This window comes from Microcoleus sp. Pol11C2, from assembly GCF_036701505.1.
Lineage (GTDB): Bacteria > Cyanobacteriota > Cyanobacteriia > Cyanobacteriales > Microcoleaceae > Microcoleus.
The window spans coordinates 46,369-68,635 of sequence record NZ_JAUBQX010000035.1 but is presented as its reverse complement, the minus strand read 5'-3'; the positions used below and the strand labels follow the sequence as shown (position 1 = coordinate 68,635).

The following is a 22,267-nucleotide window of genomic DNA, read 5'->3' as shown; positions in this document are numbered from 1 at the left end:
GAGCAAATCTGTTCGTTGTCATCTTACAATTTTATTCTTGAAGCCCTATTCTATGCAGCTTCATATTAAATTGGTATAACAGCTTAGCCCCCAAATTAATTGTATGGAAAGGACAGGGCGCCATGTCCTGACTGTGGGTAATATCAATTCTGATGGCACCGGATTTGATATAAAACTAACGCATATCGAGATACCCGAATTCTTCAAAAAGTCGGGTATCTGAACCGCAGACTGACAATTTATATCGGCTTTTTAAGCAATGAAAATCAGCGTTCCCTTGCTCATTTCCAAAGTGTCGCCCATTTGTATACCGTTGTGAAAAGCACCCAAAATCACCTCGCTAGTTTTGCCGAAAGCGATCGCCCCGCTAGCATCAATTCCAATTGCGCCAAAATCCCGTTGACGTTCGTCAGCTTCAGTAAAAGAACGCTCAAAAGCAGCTTTTAAACTCAAACCATCCGTTACCCGAATCACAATTCGCGCGGCCAAACACTCGTCCATAATGTGTTCGCCAATTCCCGTACAGCTTACCGCCGCACTTCCAGCGGCGTAATTTCCCGCCGGCATCGCCGAGTCGCTAACCCGCCCAATCCGCTCAAAACCCTTGCCACCAGTCGAAGTCCCAGCAGCCAAGCGTCCATGCACATCCAAAGCTACGACTCCGATCGTACCCACACCGGCCGGTTCGGCAACCACGTCAGCCATTGCTTTACTAAAATTGCCTTGGCGTTCCTGCATCCACTCGTGCAAACGCAAATCCGTCATCGGATCGTAAATCGGCAATTGAAGTTCTCGCAGCAATTCCGCCGAACCAAAATCAGAGAGAACTCGATCGTCCGAGTGCTGCAAAAATTGAGCAAGTTCGATCGGATGTTGAACGCGAGAAACATTAATCGCCCCGCTGAAACGCTGCATCAAACCATCCATCAGCGAAGCACTCATCCGAATTTGACCGTCCGACTGCACCACAGAACCAGTACCGGCATTGAATCGCGGGTCATCTTCCAACAATTGGCAGCCCCGCACCACTGCATCTACGGCACTTGCACCGTCTTTCAGCAGCGGATAAACTTCCTCCAAAACATCGTAAAGCGATTTCCGCACCGCCTCAATTCCGCCTTTACTATGTAGAGAACTGCCCGCACCGCCGTGAATAACTAACTTTGGTTGCACTTGTTGCGATGCCATAATTTATAACCTAATAACCTAAAATTTTTCCTTTGCAATCTTAGCTTTGATCGAGCAACTTGCCCTAAATTCTTAATCTTGAGCCGCCAAACGGCGGCGACGACAACGTTCGGAGCAGTATTTGACCTCATCCCAGCAGTCTGCCCATTTTTTGCGCCAAGTAAAAGGTCGATCGCACACCGGGCACATTTTTGTCGGTAAATCAGATTTCGCTCGTTGCTTAGCCATGCTAATTTGGAAAGTAAATTACTAACTCACATCTTGTACCATTTTTAGGAACAGGCTTTCCGGCCTTTCCCACAAGATTCAATTTGTTGTCGAACAAGCCCAAAATTCTGTTTGTAAGGAAATAATTTGCTTGTGGAACAGACATTGTTGATTGCTGAAACCCTTGCTATTATTGCCTCTTCCTTCTTCCGTCTTCCTTCTTCCTTCTTCCTAAATTAAATGCTTGAAACGGCCGACGCCAACATCCGAATAGTCTTAGTCGAACCTGCAGGCCCATTGAATGTCGGTTCTGTTGCCCGCGTCATGAAAAATATGGGTTTGCACCAATTAGTTTTGGTAAATCCCCAATGCGATTATTTAGGGGAAGAGGCCCGACTGATGGCTGTTCGCGCCGCCGACATATTGGAAACGGCCAAAGTAGTCGAGAGTTTGCCTGCTGCTTTGGTTGGGTGTGTCAGAGCGATCGCAACTACAGGGGATGATTGTCGATCGTTGCCAACACAACTAGAAGAACCCGCAGATGCCTTGCCTTGGCTGCTTGAAGCCCCCAGCGCCCTAATTTTCGGCCGAGAAGACTGCGGCTTGACCAATGCCGAATTAAACCGCGCTCAACGCCTGATCCGCATTCCCAGCAGCGATGCCTACACTTCCCTAAATCTCGCCCAAGCAGTCGCTATCTGCTGTTACGAACTATACAAGTCAGTTGTCAGTTGTCAGTTGTCAGTTGTCAGTGGCCAGAAGGAGTCGGCTCCCTTGGAAAATTTAGAGGGATATTACCAGCAACTAGAAACGCTGTTACTCAAAATAGGATATTTGCAGCAGCACACAGCAGCAAGCCGGATGGAAAAATTTCGGCGTTTGTACAACAGAGCGTATCCGACAGTGGATGAAGTCGCCATGCTGCGGGGGGTCCTCCGTCAAACAGAATGGGCAATCAAAACTTACCCACGAGAGACAAATTTTGATACTCTGGATGGGGCGTTGCCGGAAAATCCAACGGATAGCTAGGAGAAATGCTGATAATTGGGGATGTGAGATTGAGGATTTTTTTCACAGAGAACTTTCCTTGACCCACTTGTCACCTTCCTAACCGGGTTTCTTGACTAAAAACCTCAGCTTTGGGATAATTTGCGAGCAATAAACCCGGTTGCTGATACCATGCAGCGTCTTGGGTAAATCTAAAATCTAAAATCTAAAATTGATTGGCTGGCAAGCTGAAAAATCTTAAACTTGAACTTTACATTAGTGATGAAGGAGTAAGACGTGGCAGAGCGGTTTCCCAAAGGATCGATATTATCGGTGATATCCTCGATATCCTCTCCCAACTCCGGCTCAAAGCAGCCTAAGTCCGGCAAAGCAAGTCAGTCTGGCAACTCGGGCCGCCGCCGCCCTCCGCAACCGCAAAACGGCAATTCAGAAATTCGATCGCCCGAACCTGCGACTTTGCCACCGCAACAGGGCCGGGGCAGCAGAAATGGAGCCAATTCTCCCACATCTTCGGAAGAATTTACTACACAAGACTTTTTATCCGATCCCCGATCGGCAATTAACCCCAGAAAACCCAGAACCACCAAAACTCCGCAGTCGAAGAGTCGCCAACCGCGCAAAAAAGGCCTGGCTGCTGTCGATATGTTTGAGTTTCCGGAGCCGAATCAGGAGCGGGAAAATGTGAGTTCGATCGCCAGCAATCCCAACAACCAGCTCCCAAAGGCCACTCCCCCTGCAACCCGTGGAAGTCGTCCCAGTTCGCCCCCAGTTCGCATTCCAGACACGGTAATCCCCGCAGATGCCAAAAAACCCCCCGTGCCTAAACCGCGCCCACAAGCAAGCCAGAGGCAGGGTAAACGACCAGCATCTGCGAGCGTGCCACCGTTGGTCTACGCTACTCGCTTGCTGATTTTGGGAGTTGGGATAGCGGTGATTTGCGGGACGCTGCTGTCGGTGGTGAATGCTGTAAGTCGAGCATCGACTGTAGCGGCAGAAGAACAAACCACAGGGGAGAACAACCCAGCCGATAGCGCATCTGCGGCACCCGCGACCCCTGAAGCGCTGCAACTGACTCAAGAATTAGGAGCTTTGAAAACCCAAGTTCAGGTTTTAGCAACAGAAAATCCTAGTTTGACAACCGGAATATTTTTAGTCGATTTAGATACTGGAAGCTACCTAAATTTTAATGGCGATACTGCTTTTGCTTCAGCTAGCACCATTAAAGTGCCAATTTTAGTAGCTTTTTTCCAAGCAGTAGATGAGGGCAAAGTGCAGTTAGATCAGATGCTGACGCTGAAGTCCGAACACATTGTCGGCGGTTCTGGGGATATGCAAGACGACTCTCCGGGTAAGAAGTATTCGGCTTTGGAAGTGGCCCAAAAGATGATTGTTGTCAGCGACAATACAGCGACGAATATGATGATTGAGTTGTTGGGAGGTGCTGAGGTTTTAAATCAGCAGTTTGCCAATTGGGGTTTGAGTAGCACGGTTCTCCGGAATAATTTGCCAGATTTGGAGGGAACTAATACTACCAGTCCGAAAGATTTGATTAATATCATAGCCCAGGTCGATCGGGGTAATTTGGTATCGGTGAAATCGCGCGATCGCATTTTGCAAATCATGCGCCAAACTAAAAACGATTCTTTGCTGCCGAAAGGTTTGGGCGAAGATTCAGTTATTGCTCACAAAACCGGCAACATTGATACAATGCTTGCGGATGCGGGTATGGTGGATTTGCCCAACGGTAAGCGTTATTTGGTGGCGGTGATGGTGAAGCATTCGCCGGAAACGGAGAAGCCAGCTCAAACCTTGATTCGGGATATTTCTCGGATGAGTTACCGTTATTTGAACGGTGAAGAAATGCCAGACGATTCACAAGTCAAAATTAAAAATTGAAAATTCAACCGGGTTTTTTGGGACAAGTCTCGTAGACTTTATCAAACTATAAATCAGTTTGTATTATGAAACTAAGCATCCGCCTTGCTTGTCTGGTAGCGCTCTCAACTTTATCCGTTGGAGTATCCCCCTCCTTGAGTAATGCTAATCCTACTCCTGAATATGAGACCGACGGTGTGAGAGCGATCAACAATAATATCGAACTGAATAGGGCAAAAAACTTAGCTCGTCAAGCAGCAGAAAAGGCTAATGGGGGTTTAGGCAACTATCGAGCTGAAGCTTCTATGCACGGTACTTCTAAGGAATCGCCGTTCGTTGACAATGGCGATGGAACTTGGACTTTTACTTTTAAGGGTTCCAAGCCTGGTTCGTCTGTCTTTACTGTAGAAACGGTTGTTACGGTTTCCCAAGATGGGAGGGTGAGAGTCGATTACAACGGGCAAATTCGCGACTCAAATCCAATTTAACAATACTTAGGGCTTACTCACCGGTACTCAAAAACCGGGTTTTTCACGAAATACTTTGTTACAGCCTCAGAAACGGTAAAAAACCCGGTTTCTTGGTGTTGATGCGTCCAGGACTGAACTTGTGAAATAGCGATCGCCCGATTAGAGAAATCATTGATTAAGCTTTCGTCGCGGGTGATCCGCGCAACATTCTTTCGGTACTGAGCTCGCGATCGATTTTCTTTGTTAAGCCGAGAGCCGGAGCTGTCAAATAAACGAACGAGCGCCCTCCGGTCACGCTTTCAAGTTGCTTGTTACCGCGTCAGGCAAAATAGAAGCAGATTGATAAGTTTGCTCGTGATAAGTAGTTAGATCTAAAAAAGTGTAATATAAATAGAGATAGACTTTACTAGATAGAGATTAGCAAAAGCTATGAAACTCAAGCACTTTATCAATCTGCACAAAGGACTCAGCTTTCCATTTATTTTGACACTAATGCTCATTTACCAAAATTTTAATTTGGGTGCTTGGGTTTATCTCGCTCTGCACGGTACTTATGGTTTGTTGTGGCTGCTCAAAGACCAGATATATCCAGATAAACAGTGGGAACAAGAAATCTCTGTCGGAATGGGAATATTCGGCTTTGTGTTAGTTAGCCTCTATTGGGTAGCACCTTTTATTTTGATTAGCAGTGGCTCACAACCACCTCTGCCGTTAGTGGCAGCAGCAATTTCCCTAAATATCATCGGTGTCTTTCTACACTATAGTAGTGATGCACAGAAGTATTACACCCTTAAGTACCGTTCGGGACTAATAACTGAAGGATTTTTTGCCAGAGCGCGCAATACGAATTACTTAGGAGAAATCCTCATCTACGGATCGTTTGCGATGCTAGTTCAGCACTGGCTACCTTTTTTAATTCTGGGCGCTTTTATTGCTGGTATGTTTATTCCTAACATGATAAAAAAAGATCGTTCACTCGAACGATATCCTGAATTTGCCGACTACAAAACTAGGTCTGGATTTTTACTACCTCGACTATTTGTATCGACAGCTCTCGAACAAAAAAAAGACAGTTTAGAGGAGAAAGTTGGTTAAAAATAGTAATTTAGGGCGTTGCGGAATTACAAATATGAGTTCATGAGGGATAATAAGGCGATTTTTTAGGAAATGCTCTGAATGCAGCTCAACTCATATCCGCAAAATAAGATAAAGCTTCTCATAAGATAAAGCTTCTAATAATAAATTTCCCGCATTTGCAGCACAGCCTTAGCGATTGCCCCATACCCCTTTGGGAACTTTCACCGTCACGCTTGTAGGCGATTTAAAGCAGTCGGTAGATACTTTTAAACGAACGTCTTTCAAGACACAGAGGCTCAAACCCTTGCCACACAAGCCATACAGCCGAAAGATTTGACCCCTCAAAAAAACACCTACCGATTCACGGAAATTTCAGGAACCAGAAAGCGATTAAAAACTCGCGACGGCTTCGAGTTCCGCCGCCTCTTTCTCGTTCATCTCGTCGAGTTTTTGCCAAACTTGCTGCATCAATTCATCCAATCCAAGTCTACTAACGGCGGAAATCAACAAAACAGGAGCGCCGCTAATTTCTTTAAGTCGGCTGATTAAATTACCGATTTCTTCGCTTTCAAGGTCGATCGCATCTACCTTATTAAAAGCCAAAATCTGCGGTTTATTGGCTAAACCACGCCTGTAAGCCTTCAATTCTTCCTGAATTGTGACGTAATTGGCTATCGGATCTTCATCCGTAATATCGATCAAATGCAGCAACAACCGAGTCCGCTCAATGTGGCGCAAAAACTCGTAACCCAAACCAGCACCTTCGTGCGCTCCCTCAATCAATCCCGGAATGTCTGCAAACACCGTACCATCGCCGCTGGGTTTTCGGACTACGCCCAAATTCGGGACTAAAGTTGTAAACGGATAATCTGCGATTTTGGGGCGAGCCGCAGACAAAGCTGAAATTAAGGTGGATTTGCCAGCATTTGGCATCCCCAGAATTCCCACTTCAGCTAATAGCTTCAATTCTAAACGCAAAAACTTGTGTTCTCCTTCTTTTCCCGGCATCGCATAATCGGGAGCGCGGTTGGAATTGGTCAGAAAACACTTATTCCCCAAACCCCCTTTGCCGCCTTTGGCTACGCAAAAAGTCTGTCCGGGCGTCACCAAATCTGCCAATATGGCCTGAGTTTCCGCGTCGTAAACTACTGTACCGCAGGGAACTTCGATCGTGCGATCGTCCCCACCGGCACCTGTCATATTTTTCGGCGCGCCGCGCTTCCCGTCATCGGCTTTAAAAATCCGGTTGTACTGAAAATCTAGCAGCGTTTGCAGGCTTTCCACCGCTACCATATACACGGAACCGCCTTTGCCGCCCGTCCCACCAGAGGGGCCACCCGCTGGTACATACTTTTCTCTGCGAAAAGCTACCATACCGTCGCCGCCTTTGCCGGCTGCGACTTGAATATCTGCTCGATCGATAAATTGCATAATTTAGTCAGTAGTCAATAGTCAGTGTCAATAGTCATTAATTATTATGATACCAGATCCAAGCACAATATTCGTCTTTGCCTTTAGTACAGGTCGCTGAACGACAGCCAAGTTTAGTCGCGATTTATAGTGGGCGGAAAAATATAATTTTACCAATTCTGAAAAGTAGTGCAGAGTGAAAAATTGTACGCGAGCATTTGTAGGTAAATGGCACTGCCCTGTCCGGCTCCGAAATCTTTTAATAATCTGTATAAGAATTTGAGGATTGTACCAAGAATTTTGGTAAATTAGTATTATCAAAGCAGATTTGATATTAACAGAAATCACGCACACAAAATGAATTAACCGGGTTTTTCTACTGGCGCGGATGGTGTAACGATGTTTTGTCCTAGAAAAACCCGTTTTTTGCATCTTGGACTAATTAGTAGTCATTGGTTAATAGTTACAGTCATTAATCCAAGATTTCACAAGAATGACCAATGACTAATGACTACTGACTAATGACTACTAACTACTAACAATAGGACGATACATCTTCCTTACATTCATCTGCCAAATAGCAGAGAGCTCGAAAGCGCATCCCGACTAACTGTTCGTAAAGCGGGTTAATCTGGCACATCGCCGGAATGTGGACGATTTTGCGACCAAATAACACGACATCTCGCTCAAACGGACACTGCGGCGGAATAATTTTACAGACAAAGTGTGCCAATTTTGGGTCGTGAATTTCCCAGCCGTCCAGCCAGTCTTTTACTGGTTGCAGGACATTTTTGTGGTGAGGTTTAGGTAGCCGAGATGAAAGCGGTGTTCCGACGACGGGGACGACATTCGCATCAAAGACTATTTGGCTGCTGGGTCCCTGCGGATCGCACTTGCTGTCTTCTATGGTGTGTCGCAGAGCTTCAATCGCCTCTACATTGTGCCCCAAAGCTTCGCCAAACTTAGAGATTACCTCGTCTTCGCTGAGCGAGTAGGTACCGTCTGCCAAAGCTACCATGACTGCTGTCCTCAAAAAATCCTCGCCTTTGGCGGTGTCTTCCCCTAACACAGCGGCTAATTCCTCTGGGGCAATAGGTTCAAAACCCGCCTCAAAAGATACCGGGTGTAGTTCATCCTGAGTTAGATTTGCAATCATTTTTTGCTCGTCTTCGTCAAAGTTGCCGTCTGCCCAAGCAATTGTCAGCAATCCCCGCAGCCAAGCAGTAATCTCTTCATTGGTGCAGGAAGATTTAGCGTTACTCATTAGCATTTCCACTTGGATGTACCAGTCAATTTGTTCGTTTACAGCGGACTCAATATTCCCCTCCCAATAATTTTTACTGGTTTTTCGGTCGATGGATGAGCTATTTGTGGAAGGTTGGTGCCCGAAGATTGCTCCAAACGCTTGTAGTGGATGTGTTAAAAGCATATTTGTTTTTCAGCAGCATCGCTGACTAGCGAGCTAATCTATTGGCTAATCCTATTCCATAAAAAGTCATCTATCGGGAGGAATAGGTTTGTTTAATTGATCTTAACTCTAGTTGCACCCATCGAGACGACGATCGAATTTTATGCAAGCCCGATTGCCATTAGCCACCCAATTTTTCGCAATAAATAAAAGGTTGGGAAGCGTTGGATCTAATCACACACTGGGTTTGTCACCCAGGGGCGATCGAACTTCGCTCTCTTTACATTTTAATATATATTTTTGTAAATTTTTCTGTGCCGGCAGCACAATACTAACAGCGAGCCGGATTTAAGCTGTTGAGATAAAAATATCTGAGGAAACGGTTACTGCCTGTTAACAGTTGTGATTGCTGTGTCCGTCTAGAAATGACAAAAATTTTTAACTTCGGCGGCACAAAATCCAGCGCAATTCCATTGGCGGGCGTCCGTTTGCCATCGGGAAGACATCTCGACCGGTGGCCCAACTGGGAAACCAGGGCGTCGGTGGCCAGGCTCCTTCCGGCAGGTGGTGGCGTTCATATTCAAACACCAATTCGTCGGATATTTGGACTAAGGGCAACCCTTCCATTGCGGTGGCGAGTTCTTGGGGGGTGAATAAAGTAGACCAGGAGAGTTGGGCAACTTGTCGCACGAGGGCATCTGGCTGGTAGTCACCGACGGTTAAAAACGTGCTGAACAGCAACAGACCTCCGGGAGACAGGGAATCGCACATTTTAGCGAGGAAAAGCCGTACTTGATCGCTGTCTCGAAAATGTGAGATGACTTCGGCAGCAACTGCCAACTGGTAGCGGGCCGGTTTCATCCGTATTAAGGGATCGAGCACATCGCCTTCAGTCACTGTTACGGGAAGATTTTCGGCTGTTACTGCTGCTTTCAATTGTTCTGCAAAAGCGGGAGCTAGTTCGATCGCATCTACAGAATAGCCCAATCTCGCCAGGGGCAAGGTATTTCGGCCGGTACCAGCCCCCACGTCCAAAATCCGCACTCGATCGGGTGTACCCAATTTAGCAGCCGTTGTCATCAATTTTGCATCGGGATGAGAGCCGAAAAGCGGAGGTTCTCTGGTGTCTACCCAGCTTTTGTACTGTTCTCCAACTGTTGAGCTAGTAACAATGACTTTGCAAGCTAAACCAGTTTGTGGCGGCTGCACTGATTCGTATTGCAGGATCAGCATCGATGCTGTAGAGGTGCGGTAGCCTTGTTCTAACTTGGTGGCTAAAAGCTTGCTGAGTTCGTCTCTGCGGTCTTCGGGCAATGGTCTGTCGAGAGTGCTAAATAGCTGTTCTATCGACTTGAGATAGTGGCTTAGCATTCCTGGGACGCAGGGGAAAACTAATTCTCCACGAGCGATGATGCGAGTATTAATTTTGTAGAGAATAGCTTGCTGGAGAATGTCGGGATTGACTACCCGCGGTAGCTGTTCTGTCTGGTTGATTGTACTTTCGGCGCCCATAAATTCCGCGAAGAAATCATTAGTTATTAGTCATTAGTCATAGGGAAGTCTTTTGAGAGCTAACTGTACAATTTAAGAGTACAAAAAAGCCGATTTTAGATTTATTTGGTTTGGTTGCTTAGTCTTTTTAGACTGTAGAAAATCGGATTTGAGAGCTTTATTTTGAATAAATCTCAAATCTCAAATCTCAAATCGACCAAGCCCAAAACCCGAGTAGGTCCCAAAATCGGAGTCAGTATCAATATAAGCTGTAGCGCATTTAAATTGTATGTTTCACGGCGAGGTGGAAAAAGCGTCAAATCCTCTCGCCTTCTCCCCTCTCTCTCCTTCCCCTCGTCAGCCATAACAGGCAATGTATATGGGTAGCAAATTAAAGCTGGGCTTAGTTGCTGCCGGTAAAAGTCACTAGGGGGAATCTTGACTGAGCTTCAGTCATCGGGCGCCGTCTGCCTTCCTCTTGCCAGTAGTTGATTACTTCTGTGGCTTGGTTGAGGATTTCGACGCGATCGTTGTCAGCAATCCAGTGTTTGGCTTCGAGTTCGTTTTTGAGGTCTTCCCACGCATCTTTGCGGGGCCAGAAAAAATAGGATGTCAGCGGGCTAGTTCCTTTGCCGACAACTTGGTCAACGGCGAGGGCAACATTCTCTTCTAGCCAGAGAACTTTTAAGATGAACTTGGACAAGCAAACCTCCAGGGTTCCGATCGAACTTGTTAAAAATTTCTACAATCGCTAAGCGTAGCACACTCTGTTCGATAATTGGTCATCGGCCATGAAAAGTTTTGTGGCGCGGCTGGTTTTAGCGCCACTCAGGGGCTGGGAACAGATAAAATTTGGGTTCTCACCCGCCCTAAGTACAAGGATGGTTAAGTTGTGAACAGAGTTATTGTAGTCTTCGACATTGACGGTGTGGTGCGGGATGTGTCCGGTTCTTACCGGCGGGCGATCGCCGATGCGGTGGAACATTTCACGGCGGGTGCTTTTCGCCCGAATTCTCTCGATATCGACTCTCTGAAGTCTGAGGGAGTGTGGAATAATGACTGGCAGGCGTCTTTCGAGTTAGTTTGCCGCTATTTTGAGGGGATTGGGCGATCGAGAAACGAACTCGCTCTCAACTATGACGAATTAGTAGCTTTTTTCCAAAGTCGCTATCGCGGGGCAGATGAGAAAAATTGGACTGGTTACATTTGTGACGAACCGCTGTTGTTAAGTCCGGCTTACCTGGAAAATTTAACACTTGGGGGAATTGTTTGGGGCTTTTTTAGCGGGGCGATGCGGGATGAAGCTGCTTATGTTTTGTCTGGGAAACTGAGTTTAAATTCCCCGGTGTTGGTGGCGATGGAAGATGCACCGGGAAAACCCGATCCGGCTGGACTTTTTGCGGCAATTGAACAGTTGGAAAACCTGCACGGTTTAGAAAAAAATTTGCCCGTGATTTATGCGGGAGATACTGTTGCCGATATTTACACGGTTGTGAAGGCGCGGGAAGTGCAACCAAATCGGGTTTGGCTGGGGGCTGGAATTTTGCCACCTCATGTTTTGGATGATGCTGTGCGCTGTGAGGCTTATGCTGCGGTGCTGGAAAATGCGGGTGCTGCAGCGGTTTTCAGGAATGTCGAAGAGTTGACGGTGGCGCGGATTCGAGAATTAGTTCTGTTGACTGTTGACTGTTGACTGTTGACTGTTGAAGGAGGGGTCAAAAAAATGAAAATTGCGCGCATTATTTGTTGGCCTGGGGATTCGACTTTGCGCCCGACGATGAAGCGCGGATTTGAGACCGTATTATTTACAAACAAATGTAATTTTGTTAAATAATTTTGCACTTTATCCTATTGACAAGTAAATGTAGTTTTGTTACATTTATTTGTCAATTTTTGCATCTTTGAGTTGACAATATCTGCTGCTGCAGCTTAGTACAGAGTAGAGGTCATACTCTAGGAGAAAGCAACTATGTTAGTTTCGCGATCGAGTGCTAAACAACCTACGCCGGAAGAAACTCGGCAACTAGAAAAGCTCCAAGTCCAAATCGAGCGAGCTGTTGCTAATGGTAAGATATCTAAGCAAGAAATGGAAGATATCAAGAGAACGATTTGGGCTGACGGAAAAGTTACTGTTGAAGAACTGGAACTATACAGAATATTTGTGACGGATAAGATTGTTGCCGGAGAAGTTGAATACGAGTTTTGAGAATAAAGAAGTTTGGCAGCGAGCGGTGTAGTGGTGAATATTGAGGAAAGAAGAAAGAAGAAGGAAGAATTATAATTGTTTTTCAAGAATTTATTTCCTGCTAGCTTCGGATGACATTTGGCAATTTTTTGGAGCATCCCTTTTAGGAAAAATACCCCACAATTATCGGGATGCTCGCTATTTTTCATGGGCTTTGTGAGATTATTTTAAGTGCAAAAATTTGTCTAAGGCGCTGACTACAACTGGTGGCCAGCGGCGGTTATTGGCAACCCAATCGAGGTCTTTGTAGCGGGAGTCGAGGCCGATGGCGGCTACCCAATTGCTCTCAGCTTCGCCGCGCTTTCCTGCTTCCCAAAGACAGGCGCTGAGGGCGGCTCTCATGTCGGCAAATTGGGGGTATCTGCGGACGATGTTTTTCATGTTGCGAATTGCTTCTTTGGTTTGCCCGTTTTGATAAAGTGCGAGGGCGTGGTTGGCGCGGGCAAAGGCGTATTCGGGGGCTAGTTCAAAGGCTTTGCTGTAGTCGGCAATTGCTTGTTCCCATTTTCCTAAACCGGCTTCGGCGTTGCCTCGGTTGTTGTAGGCGGCTGGATCTTGGGAGTCTAATTCTAGTACGTGATTGTAGTCGGCGATCGCTTCTTCCCAGCGTCCTAAACCTTCTAAGGCGGTGCCGCGGTTTAGGTAGGGATCGGGGGCGTCGGGTGCTAGTTCGATCGCTCTTTCGTAGTCGGAAATAGCGGCTTGTAGTTTGTTTTGGCTGACTCTAGAATTGCCTCGGTTGCTCCAAGCGGCGGCTTGTGAGGGAAATTTGTCAATGATTTGAGTCCAAAAAGTTTCTGCTGCGGGAAATTTGCCTTCATTTGTAGCTTCAAAAGCTTTTTGAACGAGTTCTCCTAATTCCTGTTGGGGATCGGCGATATCTGTTGGTTGTACTTGTGCAGCAACGGGGGCGATATTTCCCAACCATACTAACCCGGTTACAATTAATACTGTAAAAAATGTGAAAACTGAGCGAATCATCGTTGTTGGTCGTTTAAACTTTACTAAGCATATTATTAACCGAATTTGCGGGCGTTGGTTAGAAGATGTTTGAAAAGTCTGGGCGACTTAAGTCGCAGCTACACGGACAAAACCTGCCTCCGCAGGTTCTGGATTTTCTTTAGTGGGCGTAGGCGGACTTTGGTTGTGTAGTTGCAGGTTTAACCGCCACTTTGTGTAGTCGGTAAGGATAATTTGGTGAAAAAACGCTTGCTAATTTTGGGCGGGACGGGGGATGCTGCGGAACTGGCGGTAAGAGCGTCTCAAATCGCTGAAATTGAGGTGGTATCTTCGCTAGCAGGACGCACTCAACAGCCTTTTACCCCAAAAACGGGTACGGTGCGAATTGGGGGTTTTGGTGGGGCGGCGGGGCTGGCGGGGTTTTTGCTCGATCGCCCGATCGACTTGTTAATTGATGCTACTCATCCGTTTGCGGCTCAGATTTCTGCCAATGCTGCTGTTGCTGCTGCTGAATGTAAAGTGCCCTATTTGATGCTGGTGCGTCCAGCTTGGGAGAGGGTGGAGGGCGATCGCTGGATTGAAGTTGCCAGCCACTCGGAGGCTGCAAAAGCTTTATTGGGGCAGTCTCAGCGGGTGTTTCTCACGATTGGTAGGCAGGAATTGGCTGCTTTTGCTGGTTTGGATGCTATTTGGTTTTTGATGCGGGCGATCGATCCTCCGGCACTAAATACTCCTATTCCTAATGGTAAATTGTTATTAGCAAGGGGGCCTTTTTCTTTGGAAGAGGAGCGCCAATTACTATTAGAATATCAGATTGATACAATTGTTAGTAAAAACAGCGGCGGCGGTGCTACTTATGCGAAAATTGTTGCGGCTAGGGAACTGGGAATTCCGCTAGTGATGGTGCAGCGGCCGCCGATTCCGGATGTTGAGCAGGTGGCGGATGTTGAAGGGGCGATCGCTTGGTTAGTTAAGCAGTTATCAGGACTTTGATAACTTGGTGTTCCATTAGCGGAACCATGATTTCTAATGTTCTTTTGCTGTATGAAAGTCTGGATGCGCGACTTTCTCCCAATTCTGTTAGTAGGATTTCAAACATCAGCCATGTTATCTCTTTAAGTTAATACTTGGTTCCCTGGCTGGATGATTATTTGTTTTAGTTCTAGCTGCATATTTTGACTGTTTTAATAGGATTTCAAATATAAAATAATTTAAGTTAAGAGATTTTAGCAATTCAGAACTTATGCGGAATTGCTGTTATAGATTAAGATTAAATTTATGGAAAGCTATCATGGAAACTCACTTAGTTGCATTCTGCTCCTTCAGCAGTTCTCATTCCTCCTATGAGAGTTTCTACCCTCGCGCACTGCCTAGCACCACCGCCAGATGGAGCAACTGTGACCACAAACGGAGTTGTAGAGGGATTACCCTGGTAATCAAAAACGATCGAGTTTGGAGGCGTGGTAGGAGCAGGTGTATTAACGGTAAGCGCAATAGTGCCGGGTTTAATTTCGCCTCCACCATCTAACGTCTGCGTACTACCACCCGTAGCGAGTGGGGGGGCAAACGTAACTGTTGGCGGATCGACCGTTGTATCAAATGTAACTGTGACACTGCTCTTACTTCGCTTTGCTTCGCTTTGTGCAAGTCGTAATGATTGGAAAACTCGATCGTTCACAGTACGAACTCTTTGTCTGTTGATGAATGCCAGCCAGCTTGGAGCGGCTATCGAGCTTAATATACCTACGATCAACGCTATCACCAGCACTTCTAGAAGCGTGAAGCCTCCATCGGCTTTTCTGGATGCAGTTTTGTGGAAATTATGGCTGGGCTTGGCAGCCGAGTTATGCAAAAGTTTTAATAATATTGGTGGGGTTTTCATGGTATTATCCTATTGTTTATCGGTGGGCGGCGATTCAGAAATGTGCTTCAGAAATCAGTTATTTTCCTAGCGCACCTAAACCTTGTACTTGCACGCTGGCTGTTGGGAAATATGCCGATTTATTGGCATCATAATTAGCATCAGTTTGAAGGCGGCGGAGGCTGTTTCCTCTGAGCGTAACTCTGGCTATATTTTTAGATGTATCAACACAAGCGTAAAAGCTATTTACGCTGTCTGGCGGCGCGGGGGGTATTCTTAGTGTTTTTTCTGGGATTGCTGTGGGGGTGACTCCTGTTGTATCCATGGGATTGCCAAGAGCTGTCTGGCATTCGGCGGGGTTAATTGATATTCCTGTTAGCTGGCTGTGGTCGATGTAATTAACCAATACTTCAGCATCCTTAAAACGGCCTCCTTTCGTCACATTTACTAAAGGCTTATTAATGTCAAAAGTTGGCTCAAAAGCTAGATCTGGTGCATATTCGTTTGCGCCCGGAGCATCGTAGTAAGGATTGGCGGGATCGGCTGAATTGGGGTTTTTCACTCCATCCCTAATTTCATAGCGAGCAATACGAGTAGGACAAGTGCCTCCTGAAGGCTGACACCAAGTAAGGTTAGGAGTAGTATCTCTAATCTGGTAGTAGACAACTAATGATAGTACATAAGTGTCGTTACATTGACCAGCATTAGATTTACAATCGGTTGGTGTTTGTGCACTCACAGTCGAATTAATAGGAACAGCATTTTTAATTTGCTGTCGCTTCCAGAATACTAAAACTGGAGTACCTGTGGTATCTGTAGGAGGAGGAGGAAGTTTAGCAGTGGTAGCAGTGATTCCCGCCTGATCGTAAATATAAATAGCTTGGCTCAAATCTTGGGCGATGAAATCAACTGCGGCCTGAAGGTCTTGCTCGGTATTTGACTTTACTTGTTCCCTCCTGTCGGTATTCAGCATATTGACTACAAAACCGAGCATCGGCGTAATGATTAAAAATGCCATAATTGCTCCAACTAATAGCTCGACCAAAGTCATACCCTTGTCTATGTGAGCTGAGGCAGAGCGGTTTCGCTGGTGCTGACTTTTGAGAAGCAACCTGAGTAAAGTTTTCATTTTGACTGTTTCCTTTGTCAAATGGGGGAGGGATTTTAAATTTAATAACCGGGACTTTGATTATTACTTACAGCCATTGGTACCTTTGAGTCGAGCGCACAACGATTCATACGCGGAGGCCTCTCCTGTAGTACGGGGAATTTGTGTAGTCATTTCTACTACTGGGATGGTCTTGTCGCCCAAACCAGAACCGACAACTGATTGCTTCGCATCCTTGGGAGGTCTCAAAGTCACCCCATTTGCAAAGGAATCGGCCCTGTAAACCCGCACGATTAACTCGTAGCCCGTTTTTGTGGGATCGGGGGGATCGGATGGGTTTCGCCAAGCACCTTGAACGTAAAAGTCCGTGCTGCTGGTATCGCTAAAACCTCCCCCATCCATGTCCAGGGGATATAAATTCTGCGACTTGTCGGAGGCTGTCGGAACGGGCGCATCTGCCACATTTCCGGTGGAGACTTTGATGGGGAATCCTCGACCCGCCGGGCCTGGTGTTGGACTCGCGATCGCCCCCGTCCTGAGAGCGTCGATGTAAGTTCTCGCCGCCTGTGTGGCCAGTTCCGTCCGCCGCGCTTGTACGCGAGTCGCTACTGAAAAAGCCATCACAGGGGCGATCGCAATCATCAGCACCGAAACTACAATCATCGCTACCAATGACTCGATAATCGTGTAGCCACCATCTCGTGACTGGGATAAATTTAGTTGTTGTCGCTTAGTCATAAATAGGACTCCAATAATTGCGCGGCGGAAAGTTAGAGGGTTAGAGGCAGTTCGCGGGGCGACTGGAAGTGGCGGGCGTAGTACCGCCATCTACAACTCCGCACATTAAAGTTTGTACCCACTCGTCATTACGAGGTACTTCCCGGAAATACTCCGCCGGCTCAGTCTTTCTGGGAGGAGTAGTGAACCTTTGGGTAAACAAGTCAGGTGGCTGAGATAGCTGACCTACATCAAAACCCCAATCCCGACTTGGCGGTCTGAAGAAGGGAATGAGACCGTTTCCCTCAATTCTGTATCCGGGGGAGCCTGGGACAACTTCAGGAGCTGTATAAGCAACTGTAGGAGTTGGAGTTGTTGGGGGCTGGAAAAGACTTTTTAGCTTCCTAGCTCCCGCTTGCGCCGGAGACGTCCTTGGCAAAATCGCCTGATAGGGCCCGGTGCTATAGGCACTGCGGTTTAGTTGGATGAAAGAACCCTTAATCTTAGCCTTAATATCGTTTGTGCCGTTATTCCAGCTCTCCAAGAAGCGGGGCAAGTTTTGCAAGCCACCGTTAAAGTCACCGGTAGTGCTGTCGAGCTTTCGTGAAGGAATGTCCCCGGAACCGATGATTAAATTAAAGTTTGTCTCTTCGGCTCGCGTTATCCACCCGGTTCCTGTAACGGTACCGCCTTCCGGTGCCCTATTCCCAGAGCCTGTATCCAGTGTTACTGTTTGGAGCTGCAAAACTGGCATCAGCAGCGGCTGGAGGGTCGGAGTTGCTGTGGAATTCGGCAAAGGTTGATTATTCCAGTCATTGACATTTGTGTTGAGTCGAAAGGGCACACCAGAAGTCCCGTTGTAATTTATGGAAGCGCTATCTACCGTGGCAAACCACAGAGAATTGGGTTTTGGAGTGCCAACACCAGAACTAGCTGCTCCGCCAGTAATTCCTAATGGCCCTCCTGTCAGAGCATAATTAGTAGCGTCTCTTACAAAAGCAACGCGGCGGGGGAAACGTTGTAACGTCCTATCTGGGAGAGTAGCAGTTGTTCCCGCTTTAAAATTAGCGGATGGGGCATAAACTCCGGTGCTGATGTTTGCCCTCACTCCTGCTACCGGATCGACATACCAGTCCTCAGCTTTGCATTCAGAAACAGGCAGTTTCATACAAACTTCCATCAAATACTCTGGGAAGTTCCCGCGCCGCTGGACAGGGGTGGCGAAGTTAGTGAAGTAAGAACTATCAAGCTTACCAGTGACGTTCTTGTAGTTTGTGTCTGTCAGCCCTCCTGTCGCTACAGGACTGCCAGTGGTTGAGAATACCCCGCTGGTGAGCCCGTTAGTGACAAAGTTGTTGTTGAAAAATCCTTGTTGTTTGCGAGGCAATACAGCAGCAGCGCCGACATTATTTCTGAGGTCAAAGTCACCCTCGTTGCGGAAGCCAAAACGGTAATTCTTGGACAGCAGAGTGACAGCATCTGCTAGTACAGTTGCCTGACGCCAATTGTCACCCCCACAAGCCGTCAGTCGGGGGTCCCCCTTACGGCAGGCAAAGCTATTATTAAGGCCACTCCGAGAGTAGAACTCATTGGGACCCCAAGTTGTCGTCGGCAAGGGCGTGTTGAACTCTTCTCCCCCGTTTCCCCCGGTGTGAAGATTAAACTCTCCTTTGATATAAACGGGTAAGTTAGAAACTAAAATCAAGCCTTTTTGCTTGACTAAATCTGTCACACTGGTTACGTCCGGGGTCGTGCCGCGAAATAGTTGCTTACCGTTGATTAGGACAATGCCGTTAGGTTTTCGGGTCGGATCGAGCAGAGAGTCCGAGGGGCTGACTCTTTTGCTGGTCTTTTCATCGCCTGTCCGATCGCTGCGATCGGGCAGCGCGTCATCTCGGCTTGCATAAACTATCCCACTGTTTGGCAGCAAATACTCCGGGCTTGGCCCCGTAAGATTTGTTTGAGCGATAACTTTCTTGCGAAGTTGCTCTAAATCAATCTGAGTGGCTCGAATTTCTAGGGGTTGCCGTTCTTCTATGGGCTGATTGTAATCTCCTGTTAAGTTTGCTGCCCCGGCAACGCCTTTAAGAGGACTGCTCAGGGTAAAGGCTTCATTAACTTTGGTAGTCGTAGGATCGTCGCGATCGACCGCCTTGATTTCTCTGGCATTCAAAAATGATACTTCTTGAATTGATCCGTGAGGAATCTTTGCGTCATTGGGAGTCGCACCCCTCAGAATGTGAAGTGCACAATTCGTTGAGTCAATAGCAGCTTTTTGTGCCAATGTGCGATTAGTGTCCGCCACTTGGAGTGCCGATCTCAAAGGCCCGTTGGCAAACCGACCGTCAGGGAAGACTAAGTTGGCTTGATTATCCAAAACTGGATCGCCATTGCTCAACAAGCCGTTAGCCCCCACAGTGGAAGCACCCATCGGTCTGGCTGTTCCAGGGAAGTCGTAGGTGATGCCGTTGTTAGAGCCGATGAATTTCTGCTGCGTTCCTCCAAGTGCCGGTAGCCCTGCTAATACCGCTGGTGACTGTGATCCCTGTCCGCTGACATTGGCTAGCCCGTCGATATTTAGGGCTGTCAAAACGCTGCTGGGGTCGTAATAGCTGCTGATACAGGCGATCGGCTTTTGGACTGGTTGAGCTGGGGGAACAATGTCGTCAGCCTTGTAGCCTGCCTCTGCATAGTGATAAACTGCCGATGCCCGCATCCGCAAATCACCTTTGGAATATTTCTTAGCCGTGGTGGCCTGCTCAACAATACCTGGAAGTAGAGTAGTAGAGTTGACTGCTGCTGGGAGATTTGCACTGATATCGGTAGGAATAGACCACGCCGCCAGCCAAGAAGTCCAGTGATTGTTGGGATCAGGATCAGTGAGAGTATTGTCATACACTTTCGACCCCGGCCCGAGGGGTGACATTGGCATAGAGTCCGGCCAGACGACACGGTACTCCTCCCTAGCGGCCGTTGCTGGGTCGTCGTAAGTATTGGTGAGATCGGGAGTGATAGCGATCGATGCGGGACCGCTTTTCGTCGTACCGGCAGGATCTATCCACTTAGGCGGCGGTAGGAAGGAATTAGTGCGATCGTAAACTCCAGCACTGGTGATGACACGCAAACCGCCAATGCCATCGACTGCTGTTTTAGGTATTTGGGCTGCGGATGCTTCCCAGAAACCGTCTCTTAAATCTGCATCTGTCTTTTCTCCTAAACCGTTGCCTCGGTCTGTCGCCCCCACGTCAGCGAGCTGTGTTATCTGCGAAGTGCGCGTGCGAGTTGGGTCTGTAGCGTCGGTATTCCACTTTCCAGCGACTGGTTGCTCGGTGCTGACTAATTCACTTTTAGTGCTGTCCCACCACTTATTAGGCAAGCTGTTGCCTGCAACCACGCGATCGCCTAGGTATGCTTCTTCTTCGATCGGGTTTTTTGGATCGATCTTTGTTGCTTCTAGCTGGTTGAGATTGAGACTTAGTTTAGTGTTGGCATCAGTCGGAAGGTTCCATGCGTCGATCGGTCGCAGATTCTCCCCGCTACCTTGAATGGGCGAGCTTCCTGTTGGTGCTGCTGGTGCGGGTGGTAGCGGATCGAAGCCAACAATTCCGCTTGTTCCAAATGCCACTTCAGCAAAGGGAACTTTTCGGGTTGTGAGTTTAAAATAATTTTCTAGTGCTTGCTCCCGGCTCTGAGTGGTCGGTCTCTTCTGCACTGACAATGGGTCATCAGTAGGTGGTTTAGTCCTCGACTGCCACCCTACTAGCAAACTGATGCGATCCTGAAAAGCGGCGTTGTTGTAAAGTACGTCTAAAGCTGTAGAGGCTGGGTTAACAACAGATTGACCCTTTGTTTTAGCGGCCAGTGTCGTGCTAATTTTTTGATCTATTATTGGAGTAGGCTTTTTAAACAGGTGTACTGGCACTGTATTAGAAGGAAACTTATCACCAGAACCGCCATTTACTACATTGCCACCGACAAGTATTTTGCTATTTTCTTGCTCGTAAAAACAAGAATTAGGGCTGCTAACTTGATATAATTTTAAATTGTCATCAGCGTTCAACCCCGTCACCAGGAAATTACTATTTGTAATCATTCGCCCGTTGATATTTAACGGAGGACCGGGAGATATTTCTAAGTCGTCTTCGTACACAACCGCGTTGTTTCTGAGGGGAATCCGACTTTGGTCTTGCTGGTATTCGAGAGCCGATATGCTGGTAGTGCCTGTGAAGGGTAGATACTGACGAGTATTATCCAAAGCCTGCGCTGCTGCCGCTTCTGCTTGATCTTTAATCGGTACATTAACCGTGTAAACAAAGAAACTTTTTAACAGTCTGCCATTAATACTGTACCAACCGGAATCTCCAACCAAGCTAGCGCTATTACCTGCCGCCGCCTCACATCCTTTTTTGAGTACCCCAAGGGACATCGGTGGCGTTCTTGCTTCCAGTGGCTTTCTTGGCCTCGTGAACTCGCCTGCATAAGCACCTGATGCAATGCGTGGGGGGCTGCGGAAAAATATGCCGTAGAGGGTAAAAGTGTCAAATTTGCCGTCGTTATTCGTATCGACCGGATATCTCCAAGCAGTATTTATTGATTCGTTTGTTTCGAGATTAAAGCCTGCATCTGTAACTTTAAGGTCTGGAGATATGGCTGCAACAGAGTCCAGGTTAGCTTTAAGTTTTAGGCGGGTCTCGTCCCCAAAGGTATAAGTATCGGTACCACTACCCGAACCACTGCTATCGGACATCATCCGGTACATTTCATTGTCCGATGGAGTAGCCGTCGGCCTTTGCGGGTCTTCCCGCAGCATAAACTGAATTTTCGCTTTCGCCCGATCGAGCGCTGGAGTCGCGGCCGCCAGCACCTGCTGGTTCACGCGAACGTTACGCGCCGTATTAGCCCGATCAAACGATCGCAGCGTAATCGCCACAGTCAACAAAATCACTACCAGCAACACCATCGTCACCGTTGGCAGCACAAACCCCGCCATCGGTAGTCTTGCCCTGCGGCCCATAGCCATCAGCGCTTGCAGCATTGCTCTCATCAGCCGCTTGGCCCCGGATCTGGTAATACCAGCAATCCGCCGCAGCAGGGATACGATAACTTTGGATAATTTGCTCTTAAACATTGACGCCTTCCTGAATAATTTCAGAGATGGTATTGCTGGTAGTTACTGCTCGACAGTACAATCCCATCTTTATTGTTCCCATTTTTTGCAACTTGCATATCAGCCTCTTGCACA

Annotated in this window: 18 protein-coding genes; 7 read left to right on the top strand and 11 right to left on the bottom strand. The window is 47.4% G+C overall.

Going from position 1 to position 22,267, the window contains the following annotated elements:
• Positions 1 to 252: 252 nt before the first annotated feature.
• Together QUA42_RS19135 and QUA42_RS19130 are read right to left on the bottom strand one after the other, a co-directional pair.
• On the bottom strand, positions 253 to 1,188 hold the full coding sequence (locus QUA42_RS19135; RefSeq protein WP_333139155.1) for an isoaspartyl peptidase/L-asparaginase: 936 nt from the start codon (positions 1,186 to 1,188) through the stop codon (positions 253 to 255).
• 72 nt (positions 1,189 to 1,260) lie between these two features.
• Positions 1,261 to 1,416 carry a DUF2256 domain-containing protein gene (locus tag QUA42_RS19130; protein WP_333037066.1) on the bottom strand — a complete coding sequence of 52 codons (156 nt, stop codon included), beginning with the start codon at positions 1,414 to 1,416 and terminating at the stop codon, positions 1,261 to 1,263.
• 219 nt (positions 1,417 to 1,635) lie between these two features.
• On the opposite strand from QUA42_RS19130, the gene QUA42_RS19125 reads away from it, so the two are divergent.
• The 4 genes from QUA42_RS19125 to QUA42_RS19110 all read left to right on the top strand — a co-directional run bounded on the left by QUA42_RS19125 (position 1,636) and on the right by QUA42_RS19110 (position 5,843).
• The gene (locus tag QUA42_RS19125) at positions 1,636 to 2,424 is read left to right on the top strand and encodes an RNA methyltransferase (RefSeq protein WP_333139154.1); all 789 of its coding nucleotides are present in this window, start codon (positions 1,636 to 1,638) and stop codon (positions 2,422 to 2,424) included.
• A gap of 291 nt (positions 2,425 to 2,715) precedes the next feature.
• Positions 2,716 to 4,299: a serine hydrolase gene (locus QUA42_RS19120; protein WP_333139152.1), complete on the top strand. Its 1,584-nt coding sequence runs from the start codon at positions 2,716 to 2,718 to the stop codon at positions 4,297 to 4,299.
• A gap of 65 nt (positions 4,300 to 4,364) precedes the next feature.
• Entirely contained in the window at positions 4,365 to 4,766 is a 402-nt protein-coding gene (locus tag QUA42_RS19115) for a hypothetical protein (RefSeq protein WP_333139150.1), read from the top strand.
• A gap of 498 nt (positions 4,767 to 5,264) precedes the next feature.
• Complete coding sequence (locus QUA42_RS19110) at positions 5,265 to 5,843, top strand: DUF1295 domain-containing protein (protein ID WP_333139148.1); 579 nt, start codon at positions 5,265 to 5,267, stop codon at positions 5,841 to 5,843.
• A gap of 372 nt (positions 5,844 to 6,215) precedes the next feature.
• On the opposite strand, the gene obgE is transcribed toward QUA42_RS19110, so the two are convergent.
• From obgE to QUA42_RS19090, 4 genes are all read right to left on the bottom strand, one after another.
• The gene (gene obgE, locus QUA42_RS19105) at positions 6,216 to 7,256 is read right to left on the bottom strand and encodes a GTPase ObgE (RefSeq protein WP_333139146.1); all 1,041 of its coding nucleotides are present in this window, start codon (positions 7,254 to 7,256) and stop codon (positions 6,216 to 6,218) included.
• A 514-nt stretch (positions 7,257 to 7,770) separates the two neighbouring features.
• The gene (locus tag QUA42_RS19100; RefSeq protein WP_333139159.1) at positions 7,771 to 8,505 is read right to left on the bottom strand and encodes a Mo-dependent nitrogenase C-terminal domain-containing protein; all 735 of its coding nucleotides are present in this window, start codon (positions 8,503 to 8,505) and stop codon (positions 7,771 to 7,773) included.
• A gap of 576 nt (positions 8,506 to 9,081) precedes the next feature.
• Positions 9,082 to 10,155, bottom strand: a complete 1,074-nt coding sequence (locus QUA42_RS19095) for a class I SAM-dependent methyltransferase (protein ID WP_333139144.1) — start codon at positions 10,153 to 10,155, stop codon at positions 9,082 to 9,084.
• Between the two features lie 382 nt (positions 10,156 to 10,537).
• The gene (locus QUA42_RS19090; protein ID WP_333037125.1) at positions 10,538 to 10,849 is read right to left on the bottom strand and encodes a 30S ribosomal protein PSRP-3; all 312 of its coding nucleotides are present in this window, start codon (positions 10,847 to 10,849) and stop codon (positions 10,538 to 10,540) included.
• A 177-nt stretch (positions 10,850 to 11,026) separates the two neighbouring features.
• Between QUA42_RS19090 and QUA42_RS19085 the strand changes: the two genes are divergently transcribed.
• On the top strand, positions 11,027 to 11,827 hold the full coding sequence (locus QUA42_RS19085) for a TIGR01548 family HAD-type hydrolase (RefSeq protein WP_333139142.1): 801 nt from the start codon (positions 11,027 to 11,029) through the stop codon (positions 11,825 to 11,827).
• Between the two features lie 276 nt (positions 11,828 to 12,103).
• Positions 12,104 to 12,340: a hypothetical protein gene (locus QUA42_RS19080; RefSeq protein ID WP_333139140.1), complete on the top strand. Its 237-nt coding sequence runs from the start codon at positions 12,104 to 12,106 to the stop codon at positions 12,338 to 12,340.
• Positions 12,341 to 12,541: 201 nt separating this feature from the next.
• On the opposite strand, the gene QUA42_RS19075 is transcribed toward QUA42_RS19080, so the two are convergent.
• Positions 12,542 to 13,360, bottom strand: a complete 819-nt coding sequence (locus QUA42_RS19075; protein WP_333139137.1) for a tetratricopeptide repeat protein — start codon at positions 13,358 to 13,360, stop codon at positions 12,542 to 12,544.
• A 216-nt stretch (positions 13,361 to 13,576) separates the two neighbouring features.
• On the opposite strand from QUA42_RS19075, the gene QUA42_RS19070 reads away from it, so the two are divergent.
• A complete protein-coding gene (locus QUA42_RS19070) occupies positions 13,577 to 14,332 on the top strand; it encodes a cobalt-precorrin-6A reductase (RefSeq protein WP_333139135.1) in 756 nt (251 codons plus the stop codon).
• A gap of 310 nt (positions 14,333 to 14,642) precedes the next feature.
• Here the strand turns inward: QUA42_RS19070 and QUA42_RS19065 are convergent, their stop codons facing one another.
• The 4 genes from QUA42_RS19065 to hpsA all read right to left on the bottom strand — a co-directional run bounded on the left by QUA42_RS19065 (position 14,643) and on the right by hpsA (position 22,153).
• Positions 14,643 to 15,221: a GspH/FimT family pseudopilin gene (locus tag QUA42_RS19065; protein WP_333139134.1), complete on the bottom strand. Its 579-nt coding sequence runs from the start codon at positions 15,219 to 15,221 to the stop codon at positions 14,643 to 14,645.
• 58 nt (positions 15,222 to 15,279) lie between these two features.
• Positions 15,280 to 16,329, bottom strand: coding sequence for a hormogonium polysaccharide secretion pseudopilin HpsC (gene hpsC / locus QUA42_RS19060; RefSeq protein ID WP_333139132.1), 1,050 nt, complete (start codon positions 16,327 to 16,329; stop codon positions 15,280 to 15,282).
• Between the two features lie 63 nt (positions 16,330 to 16,392).
• Positions 16,393 to 17,046, bottom strand: a complete 654-nt coding sequence (gene hpsB / locus QUA42_RS19055; protein ID WP_333139130.1) for a hormogonium polysaccharide secretion pseudopilin HpsB — start codon at positions 17,044 to 17,046, stop codon at positions 16,393 to 16,395.
• A gap of 40 nt (positions 17,047 to 17,086) precedes the next feature.
• Positions 17,087 to 22,153, bottom strand: coding sequence for a hormogonium polysaccharide biosynthesis protein HpsA (gene hpsA, locus QUA42_RS19050; protein WP_333139128.1), 5,067 nt, complete (start codon positions 22,151 to 22,153; stop codon positions 17,087 to 17,089).
• Positions 22,154 to 22,267: the final 114 nt, after the last annotated feature.